Source organism: Microbispora sitophila, from assembly GCF_014892245.1.
GTDB lineage: Bacteria > Actinomycetota > Actinomycetes > Streptosporangiales > Streptosporangiaceae > Microbispora > Microbispora siamensis.
On the sequence record NZ_JADBGC010000006.1, the window covers coordinates 120,623 to 137,276 of the forward strand.

At 71.3% G+C, this 16,654-nt stretch carries 20 protein-coding genes; 9 read left to right on the top strand and 11 right to left on the bottom strand.

Annotation, left to right across the window (positions count from 1 at the left end; genetic code table 11):
• Positions 1–5 precede the first annotated feature (5 nt).
• Complete coding sequence (locus IL992_RS12695) at positions 6–488, top strand: hypothetical protein (protein WP_193203549.1); 483 nt, start codon at positions 6–8, stop codon at positions 486–488.
• A 6-nt stretch (positions 489–494) separates the two neighbouring features.
• Here IL992_RS12695 and era read toward each other — a convergent pair whose 3' ends face one another.
• The 7 genes from era to IL992_RS46135 form a co-directional block, all read right to left on the bottom strand.
• Positions 495–1,406 carry a GTPase Era gene (gene era / locus IL992_RS12700; protein WP_079312178.1) on the bottom strand — a complete coding sequence of 304 codons (912 nt, stop codon included), beginning with the start codon at positions 1,404–1,406 and terminating at the stop codon, positions 495–497.
• A gap of 1 nt (position 1,407) precedes the next feature.
• Positions 1,408–1,743, bottom strand: a complete 336-nt coding sequence (locus tag IL992_RS12705; RefSeq protein ID WP_193203550.1) for a cytidine deaminase — start codon at positions 1,741–1,743, stop codon at positions 1,408–1,410.
• On the bottom strand, positions 1,740–2,399 hold the full coding sequence (locus tag IL992_RS12710; protein ID WP_193203551.1) for a hypothetical protein: 660 nt from the start codon (positions 2,397–2,399) through the stop codon (positions 1,740–1,742). The genes IL992_RS12705 and IL992_RS12710 overlap by 4 nt, the downstream gene beginning before the upstream one ends.
• Before the next feature lie 275 nt (positions 2,400–2,674).
• The gene (locus tag IL992_RS12715; protein ID WP_193203552.1) at positions 2,675–3,970 is read right to left on the bottom strand and encodes a hemolysin family protein; all 1,296 of its coding nucleotides are present in this window, start codon (positions 3,968–3,970) and stop codon (positions 2,675–2,677) included.
• Positions 3,967–4,440 carry an rRNA maturation RNase YbeY gene (gene ybeY, locus IL992_RS12720; RefSeq protein ID WP_079312172.1) on the bottom strand — a complete coding sequence of 158 codons (474 nt, stop codon included), beginning with the start codon at positions 4,438–4,440 and terminating at the stop codon, positions 3,967–3,969. The genes IL992_RS12715 and ybeY overlap by 4 nt, the downstream gene beginning before the upstream one ends.
• Positions 4,441–4,468: 28 nt before the next feature.
• Positions 4,469–5,491, bottom strand: coding sequence for a PhoH family protein (locus tag IL992_RS12725; RefSeq protein WP_079312170.1), 1,023 nt, complete (start codon positions 5,489–5,491; stop codon positions 4,469–4,471).
• Between the two features lie 53 nt (positions 5,492–5,544).
• The gene (locus IL992_RS46135) at positions 5,545–5,889 is read right to left on the bottom strand and encodes a histidine triad nucleotide-binding protein (RefSeq protein WP_319018515.1); all 345 of its coding nucleotides are present in this window, start codon (positions 5,887–5,889) and stop codon (positions 5,545–5,547) included.
• Positions 5,890–6,133: 244 nt separating this feature from the next.
• Here IL992_RS46135 and IL992_RS12735 point away from each other — a divergent pair, with 244 nt between their 5' ends.
• From IL992_RS12735 to IL992_RS12745, 3 genes are all read left to right on the top strand, one after another.
• Complete coding sequence (locus IL992_RS12735) at positions 6,134–6,613, top strand: SigE family RNA polymerase sigma factor (protein WP_111697223.1); 480 nt, start codon at positions 6,134–6,136, stop codon at positions 6,611–6,613.
• Positions 6,610–7,275, top strand: coding sequence for a hypothetical protein (locus IL992_RS12740; RefSeq protein WP_193203554.1), 666 nt, complete (start codon positions 6,610–6,612; stop codon positions 7,273–7,275). The genes IL992_RS12735 and IL992_RS12740 overlap by 4 nt, the downstream gene beginning before the upstream one ends.
• A gap of 154 nt (positions 7,276–7,429) precedes the next feature.
• A complete protein-coding gene (locus tag IL992_RS12745; protein WP_226872850.1) occupies positions 7,430–8,674 on the top strand; it encodes an alpha/beta hydrolase family protein in 1,245 nt (414 codons plus the stop codon).
• Between the two features lie 3 nt (positions 8,675–8,677).
• Here the strand turns inward: IL992_RS12745 and IL992_RS12750 are convergent, their stop codons facing one another.
• The 3 genes from IL992_RS12750 to hrcA are packed head-to-tail and all read right to left on the bottom strand — an operon-like array spanning position 8,678 to position 11,569.
• Positions 8,678–9,412, bottom strand: a complete 735-nt coding sequence (locus IL992_RS12750; protein ID WP_193203555.1) for a 16S rRNA (uracil(1498)-N(3))-methyltransferase — start codon at positions 9,410–9,412, stop codon at positions 8,678–8,680.
• Between the two features lie 9 nt (positions 9,413–9,421).
• Positions 9,422–10,555 (bottom strand): molecular chaperone DnaJ, encoded by a 1,134-nt coding sequence (gene dnaJ / locus IL992_RS12755; protein WP_193203556.1) that lies wholly within the window; start codon positions 10,553–10,555, stop codon positions 9,422–9,424.
• On the bottom strand, positions 10,556–11,569 hold the full coding sequence (gene hrcA / locus IL992_RS12760; RefSeq protein ID WP_193203557.1) for a heat-inducible transcriptional repressor HrcA: 1,014 nt from the start codon (positions 11,567–11,569) through the stop codon (positions 10,556–10,558).
• Positions 11,570–11,727: 158 nt separating this feature from the next.
• On the opposite strand from hrcA, the gene IL992_RS12765 reads away from it, so the two are divergent.
• Entirely contained in the window at positions 11,728–12,375 is a 648-nt protein-coding gene (locus IL992_RS12765) for a hypothetical protein (protein WP_193203558.1), read from the top strand.
• 18 nt (positions 12,376–12,393) lie between these two features.
• Complete coding sequence (locus IL992_RS12770) at positions 12,394–13,200, top strand: DUF3097 domain-containing protein (RefSeq protein WP_193203559.1); 807 nt, start codon at positions 12,394–12,396, stop codon at positions 13,198–13,200.
• Here the strand turns inward: IL992_RS12770 and hemW are convergent.
• Positions 13,197–14,417, bottom strand: a complete 1,221-nt coding sequence (hemW, locus tag IL992_RS12775) for a radical SAM family heme chaperone HemW (protein ID WP_193203560.1) — start codon at positions 14,415–14,417, stop codon at positions 13,197–13,199. The two genes, IL992_RS12770 and hemW, sit on opposite strands and share 4 nt — an antisense overlap.
• Positions 14,418–14,535: 118 nt before the next feature.
• Here hemW and IL992_RS12780 point away from each other — a divergent pair, with 118 nt between their 5' ends.
• The 3 genes from IL992_RS12780 to IL992_RS12790 all read left to right on the top strand — a co-directional run bounded on the left by IL992_RS12780 (position 14,536) and on the right by IL992_RS12790 (position 16,638).
• Positions 14,536–15,792 carry a glycoside hydrolase family 18 protein gene (locus IL992_RS12780; RefSeq protein WP_193203784.1) on the top strand — a complete coding sequence of 419 codons (1,257 nt, stop codon included), beginning with the start codon at positions 14,536–14,538 and terminating at the stop codon, positions 15,790–15,792.
• Positions 15,793–15,949: 157 nt separating this feature from the next.
• Positions 15,950–16,213 carry a hypothetical protein gene (locus IL992_RS12785; RefSeq protein ID WP_193203561.1) on the top strand — a complete coding sequence of 88 codons (264 nt, stop codon included), beginning with the start codon at positions 15,950–15,952 and terminating at the stop codon, positions 16,211–16,213.
• Positions 16,214–16,233: 20 nt separating this feature from the next.
• Positions 16,234–16,638 carry a DUF3592 domain-containing protein gene (locus tag IL992_RS12790; protein ID WP_193203562.1) on the top strand — a complete coding sequence of 135 codons (405 nt, stop codon included), beginning with the start codon at positions 16,234–16,236 and terminating at the stop codon, positions 16,636–16,638.
• Positions 16,639–16,654 lie beyond the last annotated feature (16 nt).

The following is a 16,654-nucleotide window of genomic DNA, read 5'->3' on the forward strand; positions in this document are numbered from 1 at the left end:
TGATCGTGTCGGAATCCACGCAGTATCCCGGCAGACCGAGGCGAGGCACCAGCGTGGCGGGCGTCCTGCGGGCCGCCGGCGTGTTCGTCGCGGGGTTCGCGCTGGCCGTGACCGCGCTGCTCCCGTGGGCGGGCCTCACCGCCGAGTTCGGCATCCTCGACGCGTCGCTCACGCACGCGGTGCGCGGCGTGGACGCGGGACCCGGCTGGTTCGTGCTGGGCGCCGGGATCACGGCGATGCTGCTCGGCGTGCTCGGCGCGACGCGAAGCTGGCTGTTCACCGGGCTGGCGATCCTGCCCGGCGCGGTGGCCGCCTTCGCGCTGGCCATGTTCCTCGCCGACCCGCGCGACCTCGTGGGCCGGCTCGACTTCCAGGTCTCCGGGCTGCTGCGGGTGCACCCGACGATCCAGTACGGCTGGTTCGCCGGCCTGCTGGCCTCGGTCGCGCTGGCCGTGCTGGCCGCCGCCGCGCTGCTGCGCCGCCGGTGACGGCCGTCAGTCGTAGAAGCCGAGACGCCGCAGCTGCTTGGGGTCGCGCTGCCACTCCTTGGCGACCTTGACCCGCAGGTCGAGGTAGACGCGGGTGCCGAGCAGCGCCTCGATCTGCTGCCGGGCGCGGGTGCCCACGTCCTTGAGCCTCGTGCCACCCGGGCCGATCACGATCGCCTTCTGCGAGGGGCGCTCGACGAACATGTGCGCGTACACGTCGAGGAGGTCGTCGCGCCCCTCCCGGGGGTGCATCTCCTCCACGACCACCGCGATCGAGTGGGGCAGCTCGTCGCGCACGCCCTCCAGCGCGGCCTCCCGGATCAGCTCGGCGACCAGCACCTGCTCCGGCTCGTCGGTCAGCTCCCCGCCGGCGTACAGCGGGGGCGACTCCGGCAGCCGCTTGACGAGCACGTCGGCGAGGACGTCGAGCTGCTCGCCGCCCTGCGCCGACACCGGGACGATCTCCGCGAACTCGGCCAGCGCGGACACCGCGAGAAGCTGGTGCGCGACCTGCTCGCGGGTGGCGAGGTCGCACTTGGTGACGACCGCCACGACCGGGGTCTTCTTGACCGCGGCGAGCTTGTCGACGATGAACCGGTCGCCCTTGCCGATCGGCTCGTTGGCCGGGACGCAGAACCCGATGACGTCGACCTCGGTGAGCGTGGACAGCACCAGGCTGTCGAGCCGCTCCCCCAGGAGCGTGCGGGGACGGTGGAATCCGGGTGTGTCCACGATCACCAGCTGGGCGTCCGGCCGGTGGACGATGCCGCGGATGGCCCGCCGCGTGGTCTGCGGCTTGGACGAGGTGATCGCCACCTTGGTGCCGACCAGGGCGTTCATCAGCGTGGACTTGCCGACGTTGGGCCTGCCGACGAAGCAGGCGAAGCCCGCACGGAAACCGCTCGATTCGGCGTCCACGTCAGATGTACCGGCCCTTCAGCGAACCGTCGGGGGCGGCCAGGAACAGCGTGCCGTTGCCCATGTCCTCGACGACGGCCAGGTCCTGCTCCGCCGGGTCGTCGGCCTCGGTGACGATCGCCGCCGCCTCCAGGGCCTTCGCCCCGCTGGACACGGCCATGGCCACGGCCGCCTGGAGGGCCGAGAGCCGGAGCGAGGGCAGCGCCACGGTGGTCGCGGCGTACGTCCGGCCGGTCTCGTCGCGCACCGCGGCGCCCTCGGGGGTGCCGCCGCGCGCCCGCGCCGACCGGGCCAGCGTGATGATCTTGTTGTCCTCGGGGTCCAGCGTCTGTGTCACGCGTCAAGCGTACCGACCTCGCGGACGAGCAGCCGTGTCAGTTCGGCCGTACGGGCCGGGTCGGGCGGGGTCAGGCCCGCGTGCACGAGCGCGATCAGCGTGTGGCCGGAGCGGGCGACGACCACGTGCATCCGGTAGGGGTAACCGCCCACCTTCCCGGACAGGGCCCGGCCCGCCGCGTCTGGTCCGCCGATGCCGGGCAGCGGCGTCCGCGCGGCCGTCAGGCGGTCGTACGGCGTTCCGCCGTCGGCCGTCGCGCAGTGGGAGAGGGCGTCACGGAGCGCGTCGAGATGCCCGGCCGCCTCGCCGCCGTCGTAGACGGCGACGCCGACCCCGGCGAGCTCGCCCGCGTGCGCGCCCTCATAGGTGGCGGCGGTCGTGCCGCTGAGCCCTTCGTGCGGGGGCCTGCCGGAGGCCGCGTCGAACAGCAGACGGCACGCGCGGGCGCGAGGACGGAACGGCGGACGCCAGGGCGCCCGCGGGTGGCTGAAGAACTCCTCGGGAAGACCGTCCATCCTGCCGAGCATCGCCCGCGGACGGTTCGCGTCCGCCGCCTTGCCGGGCGCCCGGACGGCGGCGTACGTGACCGCGCCCGTGCCGCAGGCACCGGTGGCCAGGACCAGGCAGCCCGCGACGGCCGCGTGGACGATGCGCATACCCGCCTCCCCGCTTTGCCGGAGGTTTTCCTTCCCCGGACCGCGAGCGGGTAATCACATTGTGTAATCAATACGGGGCTCCCACCCGAACCGGGTGAGAGCCCCGCACCGATTACGGATCCCCCATGGGAGGCTCCGGTGCGCCGCGAACCCCCTCCCGGCGCGCCGGACTCCCCAACGAGGCGCCCCGAACCCCTTCTGAGCGCCTGGGACAACAATGGCCGGGCGCGCTTGCAGCTCGGTTGAAAGACGCTTGCAGTCCGGACGGCGACGGGTCACTCGTGGTCGGCGCCGGCGGCCACGACCTCGTCGCCTGTCGCCGGCTCCTCCCGGCGCACGACGACCGTGCTGATCCGGTTGCGGCGTCCCGCCAGGTTCTCGGCCGTCAGGCGCAGGCCGCCGACCACCGCCTCCGAGCCCGCGATCGGCACCCGGCCCAGGGCGTGCGCCAGCAGGCCGCCGACCGTGTCGACGTCCTCGACCTCGATCTCGGTGTCGAACAGCTCGCCGAGCTCGTCGACCGGGAGCCGCGCGGTCACCCGCACCGCCCCGTCGTCCAGCCACTCGACCCGCGGGGCCTCCTGGTCGTACTCGTCGGCGATCTCCCCGACGATCTCCTCGATGACGTCCTCGATGGTGACGAGGCCGGCGGTGCCGCCGTACTCGTCGATGACGATGGCGAGGTGGATCTGCCGCGCCTGCATCTCGCGCAGCAGTTCGTCGATGGGCTTGCTCTCCGGCACGTACGTCGCGGGGCGCATGAGTTCGTCCACGCGCACGCCGCCGTCGCCGGTGTCCTGGATGCGGCGGACGATGTCCTTGAGGTAGGCGATGCCCACCACGTCGTCCTCGTTCTCCCCCACCACCGGGATGCGGGAGAACCCGCTGCGCAGGGCCAGCGAGAGCGCCTGGTTCAGCGTCTTGCCGCGCTCGATGAAGACCATGTCGGTGCGCGGCACCATGACCTCGCGCACCAGCGTGTCGCCGAGCTCGAAGACCGAGTGGATCATCTCGCGCTCGTCGGGCTCGATGACCCTGCGCTGCTCGGCCAGGTCGACGAGGTCGCGCAGCTCGGCCTCCGAGGTGAACGGGCCCTCGCGGAAGCCCTTGCCCGGGGTGAGCGCGTTGCCCAGCAGGATCAGCAGCTCGGGCAGCGGGCCGAAGATCCGGGTCAGGCCGTACACGATGGGCGCGCTCGCCAGCGCCACCGGCTCGGCGTGCTGGCGGCCGAGCGTACGCGGCATGACCCCGACGATGACGTAGCTCACCAGGATCATCACCACGGCCGCCAGGGCGTACGCCTGCCCGCGATCGCCGAGCCAGTCGATGAACAGCAGCGTCGTGATCACCGTGGCGACGAGCTCACAGCTCAGGCGCAGCAGGAGCACCAGGTTGAGGTAGCGCGGCGGGTCGGCGACGATCGCCTGCAGCCGCACCGCACCGCGCCGCATCTCCTTGACGAACTCCTCCGCGCGCACCCTTGAGATGCGGGTCAGCGCCGTCTCCGCGCTCGCCAGCAGGCCGCCGGCCACGATCAGGAAGACGGCGGACAGCAGCCAGCCGTTGCTCACGGCTTACGCCGCACCTCCCGCCAGGCGCCGAGCAGTTCGTCCTGCAGCCCGAACATCTCGGCGTGCTCCTCGGGCTCGGCGTGGTCGTAGCCGAGCAGGTGCAGGATGCCGTGCGTGCACAGCAGCTCCAGCTCGTCCTGCGCGCTGTGCCCCGCCTCGGCGGCCTGCTTGGCCGCCACCTGGGGGCACAGCACCACGTCGCCGAGCAGCGCCGGGTCGGGGGACGCGTCCTCGTCCCGGCCGCCCACGTTGGGCCGCAGCTCGTCCATGGGGAAGGCCAGCACGTCGGTCGGGCCGGGCTCCCCCATCCACTGCTCGTGCAACTCGGCCATCGCCGCCTCGTCGATCACCAGGATCGACAGCTCGGCCAGCGGGTTGATCCCCATCCGGCCAAGGACGTGCCCGGCCAGCTCGACCAGCGCCGACTCGTCGACCTCGACGCCGGACTCGTTGGCCACCTCGATGCTCACGGGGTCTCCTCACCCGTCATGGTCGTGCTCACCGCCGGTTGTTCCGCGGTCGCTTGTTGATCGCGCGCGGCTCCGACGCCATCGCGGCGTCGTAACGGCCGTAGGCGTCGACGATGTCGCTCACCAGCTTGTGCCGTACGACGTCGGCGCTGGTCAGCCTGCTGAAATGGATGTCCTCGATGCCCTCGAGGATCTGCTGGACGACCTTCAGGCCGCTCTCCTGGCCGCCGGGCAGGTCGATCTGGGTCACGTCGCCGGTGACCACGATCTTCGAGTTGAACCCGAGCCGGGTCAGGAACATCTTCATCTGCTCGGGCGAGGTGTTCTGCGCCTCGTCCAGGATGATGAAGGCATCGTTGAGCGTCCGGCCGCGCATGTAGGCGAGCGGCGCGACCTCGATCGTCCCGGCCGACATCAGTCGGGGGATCGAGTCGGGGTCGAGCATGTCGTGCAGCGCGTCGTACAGCGGCCGCAGGTACGGGTCGATCTTCTCGTAGAGCGTGCCGGGCAGGAAGCCGAGCCGCTCCCCCGCCTCGACGGCGGGGCGGGTGAGGATGATCCGGTTGACCCGCTTGTTCTGCAGGGCCTTGACGGCCTTCGCCATCGCCAGGTACGTCTTGCCGGTGCCGGCGGGGCCGATGCCGAAGACGACGGTGTGCCTGTCGATCGCGTCGACGTACCGCTTCTGGTTGACCGTCTTCGGGCGGATGGTGCGGCCCCGTGCGGACAGGATGTCCAGGGACAGGACCTCGGCCGGACGGTCGGTGGCCTGCCGCAGCATGTGGATGCTGCGCTCGACCGCGTCGGGGGACAACTCGGCACCCGACCCGACCAACTCCACCAGCTCCTCGAAGAGGCGCACGACGACGCCGCTCTCCTCGGGACTGCCGGTGATCGTGATCTCGTTGCCCCGCACGTGGATGTCGGCGCTGAAGGCGCCCTCGATGACCCGCAGCAGCTCGTCACCCGACCCGAGGAGGCTGACCATCGGCTGCCCCTCGGGGATGACTACCTTGGCCTGGGTCTTGTGGATGTGCTGTGACTCGGACATGGGCGGCCCTTGCGGCCCTGATCGCCTCCCTAGTTCCTTCTCATGCTAGCCGCTCAGCCGGGGGGCCAGGTGAGGCCTCGGCCGCCGAGGACGTGCGCGTGGACGTGGAAGACCGTCTGCCCGGCCCCCTGCCCGGTGTTGAACACGATCCGGTAACCGGTCTCGGCCACGCCCTCCTGTACGGCCACCGCGTGGCAGGCCTTGAGCAGGTCGTCGGCGAGGCCGTCGTCGGCCGCCGCCAGCGCGGCGGCGTTCTCGTGGTGGGCCTTGGGCACGACGAGGACGTGGGTGGGGGCCTGCGGGTTGATGTCGCGGAAGGCCAGCGCCCGCCCGGCCTCCAGGACGATGTCCGCCGGGACCTCCTTGGCCACGATCTTGCAGAAGAGGCAGTCGCTCACGCGCGAAAGCCTAGCCGTTGACGGTAGTTGATGACCGCAATGATCCCCCGGGCTAGTGTGAGTGTGCGAGACTGCACCAGAAAACCCCCCTAGTGTCGGGCGAGGACACCGCTGGGCCATGCCCCCTCATGATTCGGAAGAACGTAAACCCCCCGGGGATGACGAGCGTCCTATCGATGTGACCACCGAGACCCTCGTGGCCGACAGGTCGTTGGGGACGGTGCCCGTCGGGTGGGATGCCGACATGGCCGTGACGGCGCTCTACAGCGCTCACTATCGGTCACTGGTGCGTCTCGCCGTGCTGCTGGTGCGTGACGTGGCCAGCGCGGAAGAGGTCGTTCAGGATGCGTTCGTCGCCCTTCACGGCGCCTGGCGCAGACTGAGAGACACCGACAAGGCACTGGCCTACCTTCGTCAATCGGTCGTGAACCGATCGCGTTCCGTCCTGCGGCACCGCGCGGTCGTCGAGAAGTACGCGCCCAAGGGGCTGCCGGACGCGCCGAGCGCGGAGAACGGCGCGATCGGCGAACTGGAGCGCTCGGCCGTCATCGAGGCGCTCCGGGGCTTACCGACCCGCCAGCGCGAGGCGCTGGTGCTGCGATACTACGGCGACCTGTCGGAGGCCGAGATCGCACATGCGATGGGGATCAGCAAGGGCGCGGTGAAGAGTCACACGGCCCGCGGCATGGCCGCACTACGGATGGCACTGGAGCAGTTCTCATGACCTTCCCGCCCGACGACGAGTACGGCGAGTTGCTCCGCCGTGCCCTGCGCGCGGAGGCGGACTCGGTCGTGCCGTCTCCCGAAGGACTCGAGATCATCCGCGGGCGGATCGGCCGGCGCGGTCTGCGCGGCCTGCGGAACATGCTGTGGTGGCGCGTCGGAGCGGCCGCCGCGGGGGCCGTGCTCGTGGCGGGCGCGGTCGTGATGGTCGTCCCCGGCCTGCGCGACCAGGTGGCGCAGTCCACGGGCATCGCCCCCGCCGGCGACGAGCGCGAGGACAAGACGGACACCTCGTCGGTGAGCCGGCCGCCCAACCTGGCGCCCTCACGTCCGGTCGTGATCGTGCCCGTCACCCCGAGCCCGTCCCGCGGACGGCCCGCCCCGTCGCCCACGCACAGGGTGGGCGCGACCACCAGGCCGTCGCCGTCGCCGTCCGATCCCTGCGTCACGCCCACCCCCCAGTCCGGGGTGATCGAGCCCGACGCGGCCCTCCCGCCGACGTGCTCGCCGACGTCGGTGACGCAGCCGCCCACGGTGACGCCCTCGGCCTCGCGCCGTCCCTCGACGGCTCCGCCCACGACGTCCGCGCCCACGGTCACCCCGAGCACGACGCCCACGGAGACGGCCACACTCGACTCGGCGACCGAGACGCCCACTCCTTGACCCGGCCCGCCCGTCATCCCCGGGTATGACGAGGCGCTCGCCCGATCACCGGGGGTCGCACCGGGAGATCGTCACGCGGCCGGAGGGCGTCGCGCCTCCTCGTTGAAATCCTGATCACGCAACTGACAGAGATCAGGATCGAAAGAGGCGAGACATGCCCGAAGTGTGGCGGAAGCGAGTGGGCGCGCTCGGGGCGGCCGTGGCCCTCACCCTGGTGGCCGCGGTCCCGGCGTCCGCGGCGCCGGCGGTTGTGACGACGATGCCGGGGGTTTCGACGGCACCGGGAATTTCGACAGCACCGGGAATTTCGAGGGTCACCGGGATCCGGCTCTCCCTGCCCGCCCCGTCGGGGCCGCTGCCGGTCGGCACGGTCTCCGTACGCCTGGTGGACCGGTCGCGTCCCGACCCCTGGGTGACGGGACGGCCCTACCGGGAGCTGATGGTGAGCGTGTGGTATCCCGCCGCCCGCGCACAGGGGCGCCCGGTGTCCCCTCACCTGCCGCCGCTGGTCGCCGCCGACCTCGACGCCACGTCGGCGCCCGCCCTCCTCGGCGTACGGCCCGGCCAGGTGGACTGGGCGGCGACCCGCACGCACGCCCGCACGGACGCGCCCGCACGGCCGAGGGCCGGCGGCTACCCGGTGGTGCTCTACTCCCCCGGCTACATGGTGCCGCGCTCGCTGGGCACGCTCGCGGCGGAGGACCTGGCCTCGCGGGGCTACGTGGTCGTCACGGTCGACCACACCTACGAAGCGTCCGCCGTCGAGTTCCCCGGCGGGCGGCTGGAGCGTGCCAGGGTGCGGGCGGACAGCACGGCCGACGCGATGAAGGCCCTCGACGTCAGGGTGGCGGACCTGCGGTTCGTCCTCGACGTGGTCACCGCCCGGCACACCGGGCCGCCCTCCTGGCTGCCTTCCTGGCTGGCCGGGGCGCTGGACACCACTCGCATGGCGGCCATGGGCTTCTCGATGGGCGGCGCGGCGACGGCGCGGCTGATGTACGCCGACCACCGGGTCAAGGCGGGTGTGAACCTCGACGGCTCGCTCTTCGGCGAGGTGACCGAGCGCGGCCTCGACGGCCCGTTCCTCCAACTGGCCGCGGACAGGGACGACGACCCTTCCTGGGAGACGTTCAGGAAGCAGCGCCGGGGCTGGAAGCGCGACCTGCGGCTCGCGGGAGCGGAGCACTACTCCTTCACCGACCTGCAGGCGCTGGTCCCGCGGATCTCGAGCAGCCTGGGCACGCCGTCCGAGATCGTCGGCACCGTCGACCCGGTCCGCTCGATCGCGGCCCAGCGCGCCTACGTGGCCGCGTTCCTCGACCTGCACCTGAAGGGCCGCAAGACCCGCCTGTTCGACCGGCCGAGTCCGGCGTTCCCCGAGGTCGGCTTCCTCGCCTGACCCTCACCAGCGGCCGCAGCGGGACAGCAGGACGGCCGCCGCGGCCACGCCCGCCGTCGAGGTGCGCAGCACCGTCGGCCCCAGCAGGGCCGGTACGGCTCCCGCCGCCCGCAACGTGGCGATCTCCTCCTCGGTGACGCCGCCCTCCGGGCCGACGACCATCACGATGTCGCCCGGCTCCTCCGGCAGGGGCAGGCGGCTCAGCGGCTCGGCGGCCTCCTCGTGCAGCACGACCGCGAGCGCCGCCGTGGAGACGAGCGAGCCGACCGCCGCGGTCGTGGCCTGCTCGGTCACCTCGGGCAGGTGGAAGCGCCGGGCCTGCTTGGCCGCCTCGCGGGCCGTGCCGCGCCAGCGGGCGAGGGCCTTGGCGGCCCGGTCGCCCTTCCACTGGGTGACGCAGCGGGCGGCGGCCCAGGGGACGATCACGTCGACCCCGGCCTCGGTCATCATCTCGACCGCGAGCTCGCCCCTGTCGCCCTTGGGCAGGCCCTGGACGACCACCAGCCTCGGCCGGGGCGGCGGCACCTCGAACCGGCGCAGCACCTCGGCGGTCAGCGAGTCCTTCCCGGCCGCCGTGACCGTGCACTCGGCCACCCGCCCCGCGCCGTCGGTCAGGTCGATCCGCTCCCCCGGGCGCAGGCGGCGTACGGCGGCGGCGTGCCGCCCCTCCGGCCCGTCGAGCACGATCGTGTCCGTCGCCTGGCCGGCCGCGTCCGACAGGAACACGGGAACTGTCATGCGATCAGCTCAGCGGCCGTTGAAGGCGTCCCGCAGGCGGGAGAAGAAGCCCTGCTGACCCGGGGAGAACTTGCCGGGCGGCCGCTCCTCTCCGCGCAGTTTCGACAGCTCGCGCAGCAGTTCCTCCTGCTGCGGGTCGAGCTTGGTCGGCGTCTCGACGTTCACGTGGATCAGCAGGTCGCCCCTGCCGGTCTCGTTGAGCCGCTGGACGCCCTTGCCGTACAGGGGAATGACCTGGCCGGCCTGGGTGCCGGGCCGTACGTCGATCTCCTCCGCGCCGTCGAGGGTCTCGATCGTGATCGAGGTGCCGAGCGCGGCGGCGGTCATCGGGATGTGGACCGTGCAGTGCAGGTCGTCACCGCGCCGTTCGAAGATCTGGTGCGGCCGCTCGACGATCTCCAGGAACAGGTCGCCGGGAGGCCCGCCGCCGGGGCCGACCTCGCCCTCGCCTGCGAGCTGGATGTGCGTGCCGTCCTCGACGCCGGCCGGGATCCTGACCTTGATCGTGCGCCGGGTCCTGACCCGTCCCTCGCCCGAGCACTCCATGCAGGGGTGCCGGATGACGCTGCCGTACCCGCCGCACTGGGGGCAGGGACGGGAGGTCATGACCTGGCCGAGGAACGAACGGGTCACCTGCGAGACCTCGCCGCGCCCGTGGCACATGTCGCAGGTGTCGGGGTGCGTGCCGGCCGCCGCCCCGGAGCCCTGGCAGACCTCGCAGACCACGGCCGTGTCGACCACGATCTCGCGGGTCGTGCCGAAGGCCGACTCCGCCAGGTCGAGCTCGACCCGGATGGTGGCGTTGCGGCCCCGGCGGGCGCGGGAGCGGGGCCCCCGCGCGGCGCCCGCCGAGCCGAAGAAGGCGTCCATGATGTCGCTGAACGGGAAGCCCGCGCCGAAACCCCCGGCCCCGGCTCCCGCGCCGCCGCCGAACGGGTCGGCGCCCATGTCGTACATGCGGCGCTTGCCGGCGTCGGACAGCACCTCGTACGCCTGGTTGATCTCCTTGAACCGCTCCTGGGTCTCCGGATCGGGGTTGACGTCCGGGTGCAGTTCACGGGCGAGACGGCGGTACGCCTTCTTGATCTCTTCCTGGCTGGCGTCGCGCCGTACGCCAAGGGTCGCGTAGTAGTCGTTGGACACTTATGACCCCGCCAGGATCTGGCCGACGTAACGCGCCACCGCGCGCACCGCACCCATCGTCACCGGATAGTCCATTCGTGTCGGGCCCAGCACTCCGAGCCGGGCCAGTTCTCTGTCACCCGAACCGTATCCGGCGGCCACGATAGAGGTGCCGCGCAGCCCGCTGTAGGGGTTCTCGGATCCGATCCGGACGGTCAGTTCGGACAGCCCGCCGGTCTCCCCCAGCAGGCGGATGAGGACGACCTGTTCCTCCAGCGCCTCCAGCACGTCCCGCAGGCCGATGCTGAGGTCGGCGGCGGCGAGGTTGGCCGTGCCGCCGAAGACGATCTTCTCCTCGTGCCGCTCGACGAGCGTCTCGAGGAGCACGGACAGGATCGTGGCCGCCACCGGCCTGTCCTCGGGAGGCAGGCGGTCGGGGACGTCGGCCACGGTCTCCGGCACCCGGGACAGGCCACAGCCGTCCAGGCACGCGTTGAGCACGGCGCGCAGGTTCGCGATCCTGTCGTCGGCGATGGCCTCGGGCAGGTCGACCACCCGCTGCTCGACCCGCCCGGTGTTCGTGATCAGCACCAGCATGACCCGGCGCTCCGCGATCGGGACGATCTCCACGTGGCGCACCGACGACCTGGTGAGCGAGGGGTACTGGACCACCGCGACCTGCCGGGTGAGCTGCGCGAGCAACCGGACCGTGCGCATGACGATCTCGTCGAGGTCCACGGCCCCGGCGAGGAAGGTCTCGATGGCCCTGCGCTCCGCGCCGGACAGCGGCTTGATCTGCGACAGCCGGTCGACGAACAGGCGATATCCCTTGTCCGTCGGCACCCTGCCGGCACTGGTGTGCGGCTGGGTGATGTATCCCTGCTCCTCCAGCGCCGCCATGTCGTTGCGGATCGTCGCCGGGGAGACGCCGAGGTTGTGCCTGTCCGCCAGGGCCTTCGACCCCACCGGCTCGTTGGTGGACACGTAGTCCTCGACGATGGCGCGCAGGACGGCGAGCTTGCGGTCGTCGAGCAATGTGTCACCTCCCTGTGCCTGGAAACACCGACTCTGGCACTCTGTGTTCCCGAGTGCCAAGTGTACGGCTACCACCCCACGTGGTGCGATAACGCGGAGGGCACCAGGACAAGCGAGCTCCAAATCGGCCGCAAGTCACATGGTCGACTCTTCACCCTATGCACGAGATTCAGACCCCCGATGTGACCATGCGGGTGCCCCGCCCCATGCCGCAGGCCGACGTGACCTTGCGGATGCCGCACCCCTTCCCCCCGCCGTACGCCGGTCCCCGGCCGATCCGGCCCCGGCTGCTGTGGATCTTCCTCTCCTGGGTGCTCTTCGTCGTCCTGCTGGTGGCGGGCGTCGGCGGGTTCGCCGGCGGCCTGTTCTCCACGATCGGCGACGCCGCGCCCACGACGACCTTCTCCGGCGGGCAGTCGGTGAACGTCGCGCTCGACCCCGCGGACAAGCCGGCGATCTACGCGGCCGTCGACCAGCCCACGGACGTCCGCTGTCAGCTCGGCGACGGCGCCGACCCGCGGGTGCGGCTGACCCGGCCTGCCGTCTCCCAGACCGTCACGCTCAACGGCACGACCTGGGAGCTGCTGTTCGAGGCCGGCGTGCCGAAGGCGGGCGCCTACCAGCTCGCGTGCGAGGGCGACGGAGTCCGGTTCGGCGTCGGCAAGCAGCTCGCCGGCGGGGCCGGCATGCTGGTGGGCGGCGCGATCGCACTGCTGGCTCTGCCCACCGTCGGCTTCCTGGCCGCGCTGATCGTGACCATCGTCGTGCTCGCGCGCCGCTCCGCCGCCCGCCGTCGCATGGCGTGATTTGCTAGCGTTCCCCGCATGTACGGGCGGGACGTGCTTTCCGGAGACTGGCGGCGGCCACGGCGGGGGCAGATCCCCGAGATCCCGGCCGAGCCCGACCTCGTGGTCGAGGACGCCGAGGGCCGATTCTGCGGCGCCGTGGTGGCCTGCGACAAGGAGGCCGTGACGCTGGAGGACCGGTTCGGCCGCCGGCGGGTGTTCCCGCTGACGCCCGCCGGCTTCCTCCTCGAAGGCAAACCTGTGACGCTGGTGCGCCCCCAGGCCGGTCCGAAGGGGCCGCTGCGGAGCGCCTCGGGGTCGATCGCGGTCGAGGGCCTGCGCGCACAGGTCGCCAGGGAGAGCCGCATCTACGTCGAGGGCGTCCACGACGCCTCGCTGGTGGAGAAGATCTGGGGGCACGACCTGCGGGTCGAGGGGGTCGTCGTCGAATACCTGGAGGGCGTGGACGACCTCCCGGCCATCGTCGAGGAGTTCGGCCCCGAGCCGGGCAGGCGGCTCGGCGTGCTCGTGGACCACCTGGTGCCCGGCTCGAAGGAGAGCCGCATCGCCGCCCGGGTGTCCGGGGACGACGTGCTCATCGTCGGGCATCCGTTCGTGGACATCTGGCAGGCGGTCAAGCCCCGGGCGCTCGGCATCCCCGCCTGGCCGGACGTGCCGCGCGGCGTGCCCTGGAAGGAGGGCGTGATCGACGCCCTCGGCTGGCGGATGGACCCTCAGGAGGCGTGGCGGCACATCCTGGGCCGGGTCACGACCTACGCCGACCTGGAGCCCGAACTGCTCGGCCGTGTGGAAGAACTGATCGACTTTGTCACGGCTCAGGATTAGGGGGTCAGGTCCCGCACCACGGCGTCGGCGAGTAGCCTGCCGCGCAGCGTGAGCACGGCCCGGCCCGCCTTGAACGCCTCCACCTCCAGCAGCCCCTCCGCCAGCGCCCGCGCGCACGCCGTACGCGTCTGGGGGGCGAGGTCGGCGAGCGGGAAGCCCGAGGCGAGGCGCAGCTCCAGCATGACCCGCTCGACGGCCCTGTCCTCCGCCGACAGCTCCTCCCGGGCGTGCGCGGGCGAGGTGCAGGCCGCCAGGCGGGCGGCGTACGCCGCGGGATGTTTGACGTTCCACCAGCGGGTGCCGCCGACGTGGCTGTGCGCCCCCGGCCCGGCCCCCCACCAGTCGCCGCCGGTCCAGTACAGCAGGTTGTGGCGGCAGCGGGCCTCGTCGCCCGCCGCCCAGTTGGAGATCTCGTACCAGCTCAGGCCGGCGGCCGTCAGCATCTCCTCGGCGATCAGGTAACGGTCGGCCGCCACGTCGTCGTCCGGCATCGGCAGCTCGCCGCGCCGGATCCGGGCGGCGAGCCGGGTGCCGTCCTCGACGATCAGGGAGTACGCCGAGACGTGGTCGGGCCCGGCGGCCAGCGCGGCCTCCAGGGAGGCCCGCCAGTCGTCGTCGCTCTCCCCCGGCGTGCCGTAGATCAGGTCGAGGTTGACGTGCTCGAACCCGGCCGCGCGGGCCTCCCGTACGGCCTCGGCGGGCCGGCCGGGGGTGTGCCGCCGGTCGAGCACGGCAAGGACGTGCTCGCCCGCGCTCTGCATGCCGAAGCTCACCCGGGTGAACCCGCCCGCCCGCAGTTCCTTCAGGTAGGTCTCGTCCACCGATTCCGGGTTGGCCTCGGTCGTCACCTCGGCGTCCGGCCGCAGGCCGAACTCCTCGCCGATGGCGCCGAGGATCCGTGCGAGGTCGGCGGCGGGCAACAGGGTCGGCGTGCCGCCGCCGAAGAAGACGGTCTCCACGGGCGGCGCGGCGTCCCCCAGCACGCGCCGGGCCAGCCGTATCTCCTCCACCACGGTGGCGGCGTAGTCGCGCTGCGCGGCGCCGGGGCCCAGCTCGGCCGCGGTGTAGGTGTTGAAGTCGCAGTAGCCGCAGCGCGTCGCGCAGAACGGCACGTGGACGTAGAAGCCGAACGGACGGGAGCCGAGCCCGTCGAGGGCCCCGGACGGCAGCTCGCCGCTCGCGGGGACGGGATCGCCGTCGGGAAGCACAGAAGGCACGCTCTCCAGTCTGCCGCCACTCACGCCCTGCCATTGACGCCCTGATCACAGCGGTCTACGATCGCGGCAATTTACAGGAAACTTTCCTATAAAAAGCGCTCGGGAGGCCGGCGTGCTCATGAGAAGGACCCTCGCCGTGGCGGCCGCCGCCACCCTGGCGGCCGGACTGGTGCCGTCGGCGGCCCAGGCCACCACCGGCGGCGACCGCTACAAGCGGGTCGCCTACTTCATCCAGTGGGGGATCTACGGACGGAACTTCCATGTGAAGGACGTGGACGCCAGCGGCGCCGCCGCCAAACTGACCCACCTCAACTACGCCTTCGGGTTCGTCGGCCCCGAGGGCACCTGCTACTCCGCCGACCCCTGGGCCGACTGGCAGCGCCCCGTGCCCGCCGAGCAGAGCGTCGACGGCGTCGCCGACACCGACGACCAGCCACTCAAGGGCAACCTCGGCCAGCTCAAGAAGCTCAAGGCCCGCCACCCCGGCCTCAAGGTCCTGATCTCCCTCGGCGGCTGGACCGGCTCCAAATACTTCTCCGACGCCGTCCTCACCCCCGAATCCCGCGCCAAGCTCGCCGCCTCCTGCGTCGACCTGTGGCTCAAGGGCGACCTGCCCGGCCTGCCCCCCGGCGCCGCCGCCGGCGTGTTCGACGGCATCGACCTCGACTGGGAATGGCCCGGCTCCGCCGGCAACGACGGCAACGTCATCCGCCCCGAGGACAAGCAGAACTTCACCCTGTTCCTCGCCGAACTGCGCCGCCAGATGAAGGCCCACGACCGGCGCGACGAGCTCACCGCCTTCCTCCCCGCCGCCGCCGCGAAGATCGACGCCGGCTTCGAGGTGCGCAAGGTCTTCGACCAGCTCGACTTCGCCACCGTCCAGGGCTACGACCTGCACGGCCCCTGGGAGAACCGCACCGGCCACCAGGCCAACCTGCTCACCGACCGGCGCGACCCCAACGACGTGAAGTTCAGCGTCGACCAGACCGTACGCGACTACGTCGGACGCGGCGCACCCAAGCAGAAGATCGTCATCGGCGTCCCCGCCTACGGCCAGGGCTGGACCGGCGTCACCTCCGGCGGCGACGGCCGCTACGCCACGGCCACCGGCCCCGCCCCCGGCACCTGGGCCGCCGGCAGCGACGACTACAAGAACCTCGTCAACAAGCCCGGCAAGCGCTACCGCGACCTGCTTACCGGCACCCTGTGGCTCTACGACGGCAACGAGTTCTGGTCCTACGACGACCCCGCCGTCATGCTGCAGAAGGCCGCCTACATCCGCCTCAAGGGCCTCGGCGGCTCCATGCTCTGGTCCATCGACCAGGACGACGCCAAAGCCTCCCTCACCACCGCCCTCTACTCCGTCCTACGCTGACACCTCGGCCCGGGGGAGGGCCCGTACGATTCCCCTCCCCCGGTCGTACCTCATAAAGGAAGCGATTCGTCGGCGACGTACGAGAGCGAAAGAAGAAAGAGCTCGCACCCCAGAAGCAGTGGATCGATGAACTACGGCGCGAGAGCAGGCGCACAGGGTGGACAAGGAGCGCAAGCAGGCTCGGCGCATCGTTGACGCGGCGGACCTGCGGCGGCGCTGGTATCTGCCCGACGACCAGGGCGGCCTCTCGATGGGCACCAAGCGCGCGATGGTCATGGAGGCGTCCCACGCCGTGATCATCCACCCGCGGGCAAGGGCATGGGCTCGTTGGGGCAACTCCCGACCCGAACGCGCTCGAACCCATCTGGCGCGAGGACTGATGGAACTCCGCCCACTGGTGTCCGCGTTTATCCTTTTGTGAGTCTTCCTTCGGTCACAGCCGTGACGTTCGGCGTGTTCTCGCTCCTTTTCCTGGCACTCACCGTTTTCTCGGTCCTCGAGATGAACCAGACGAGAACGATTCTGGCGCGAGGGGTTCGGGCCGAGGCAACGATCGCCGACGCACAGCATTACCGATATAGGGGAGATCTCGTGGTAGTGAAGTTCTCCACTCCCACCGGAGAACACGTCACAACCGACGTGTCGGATTCGATCGATGCTTCAGAGATTCATCCTGGCGACTCCATGGACATCGTCTATGATCAGGTCCATCCTGAGCGCGTCATCAGCGCAGGGATTACCAGCATCTCCCACTATTACGCACTCATCCCTCTGTTGATCATTGGGGTGATCGCAATGGCATGGTTATGCATACGATCCTGGGCCCTGCCATTGTCGCGGGCATGACCGGACATCTCCGATC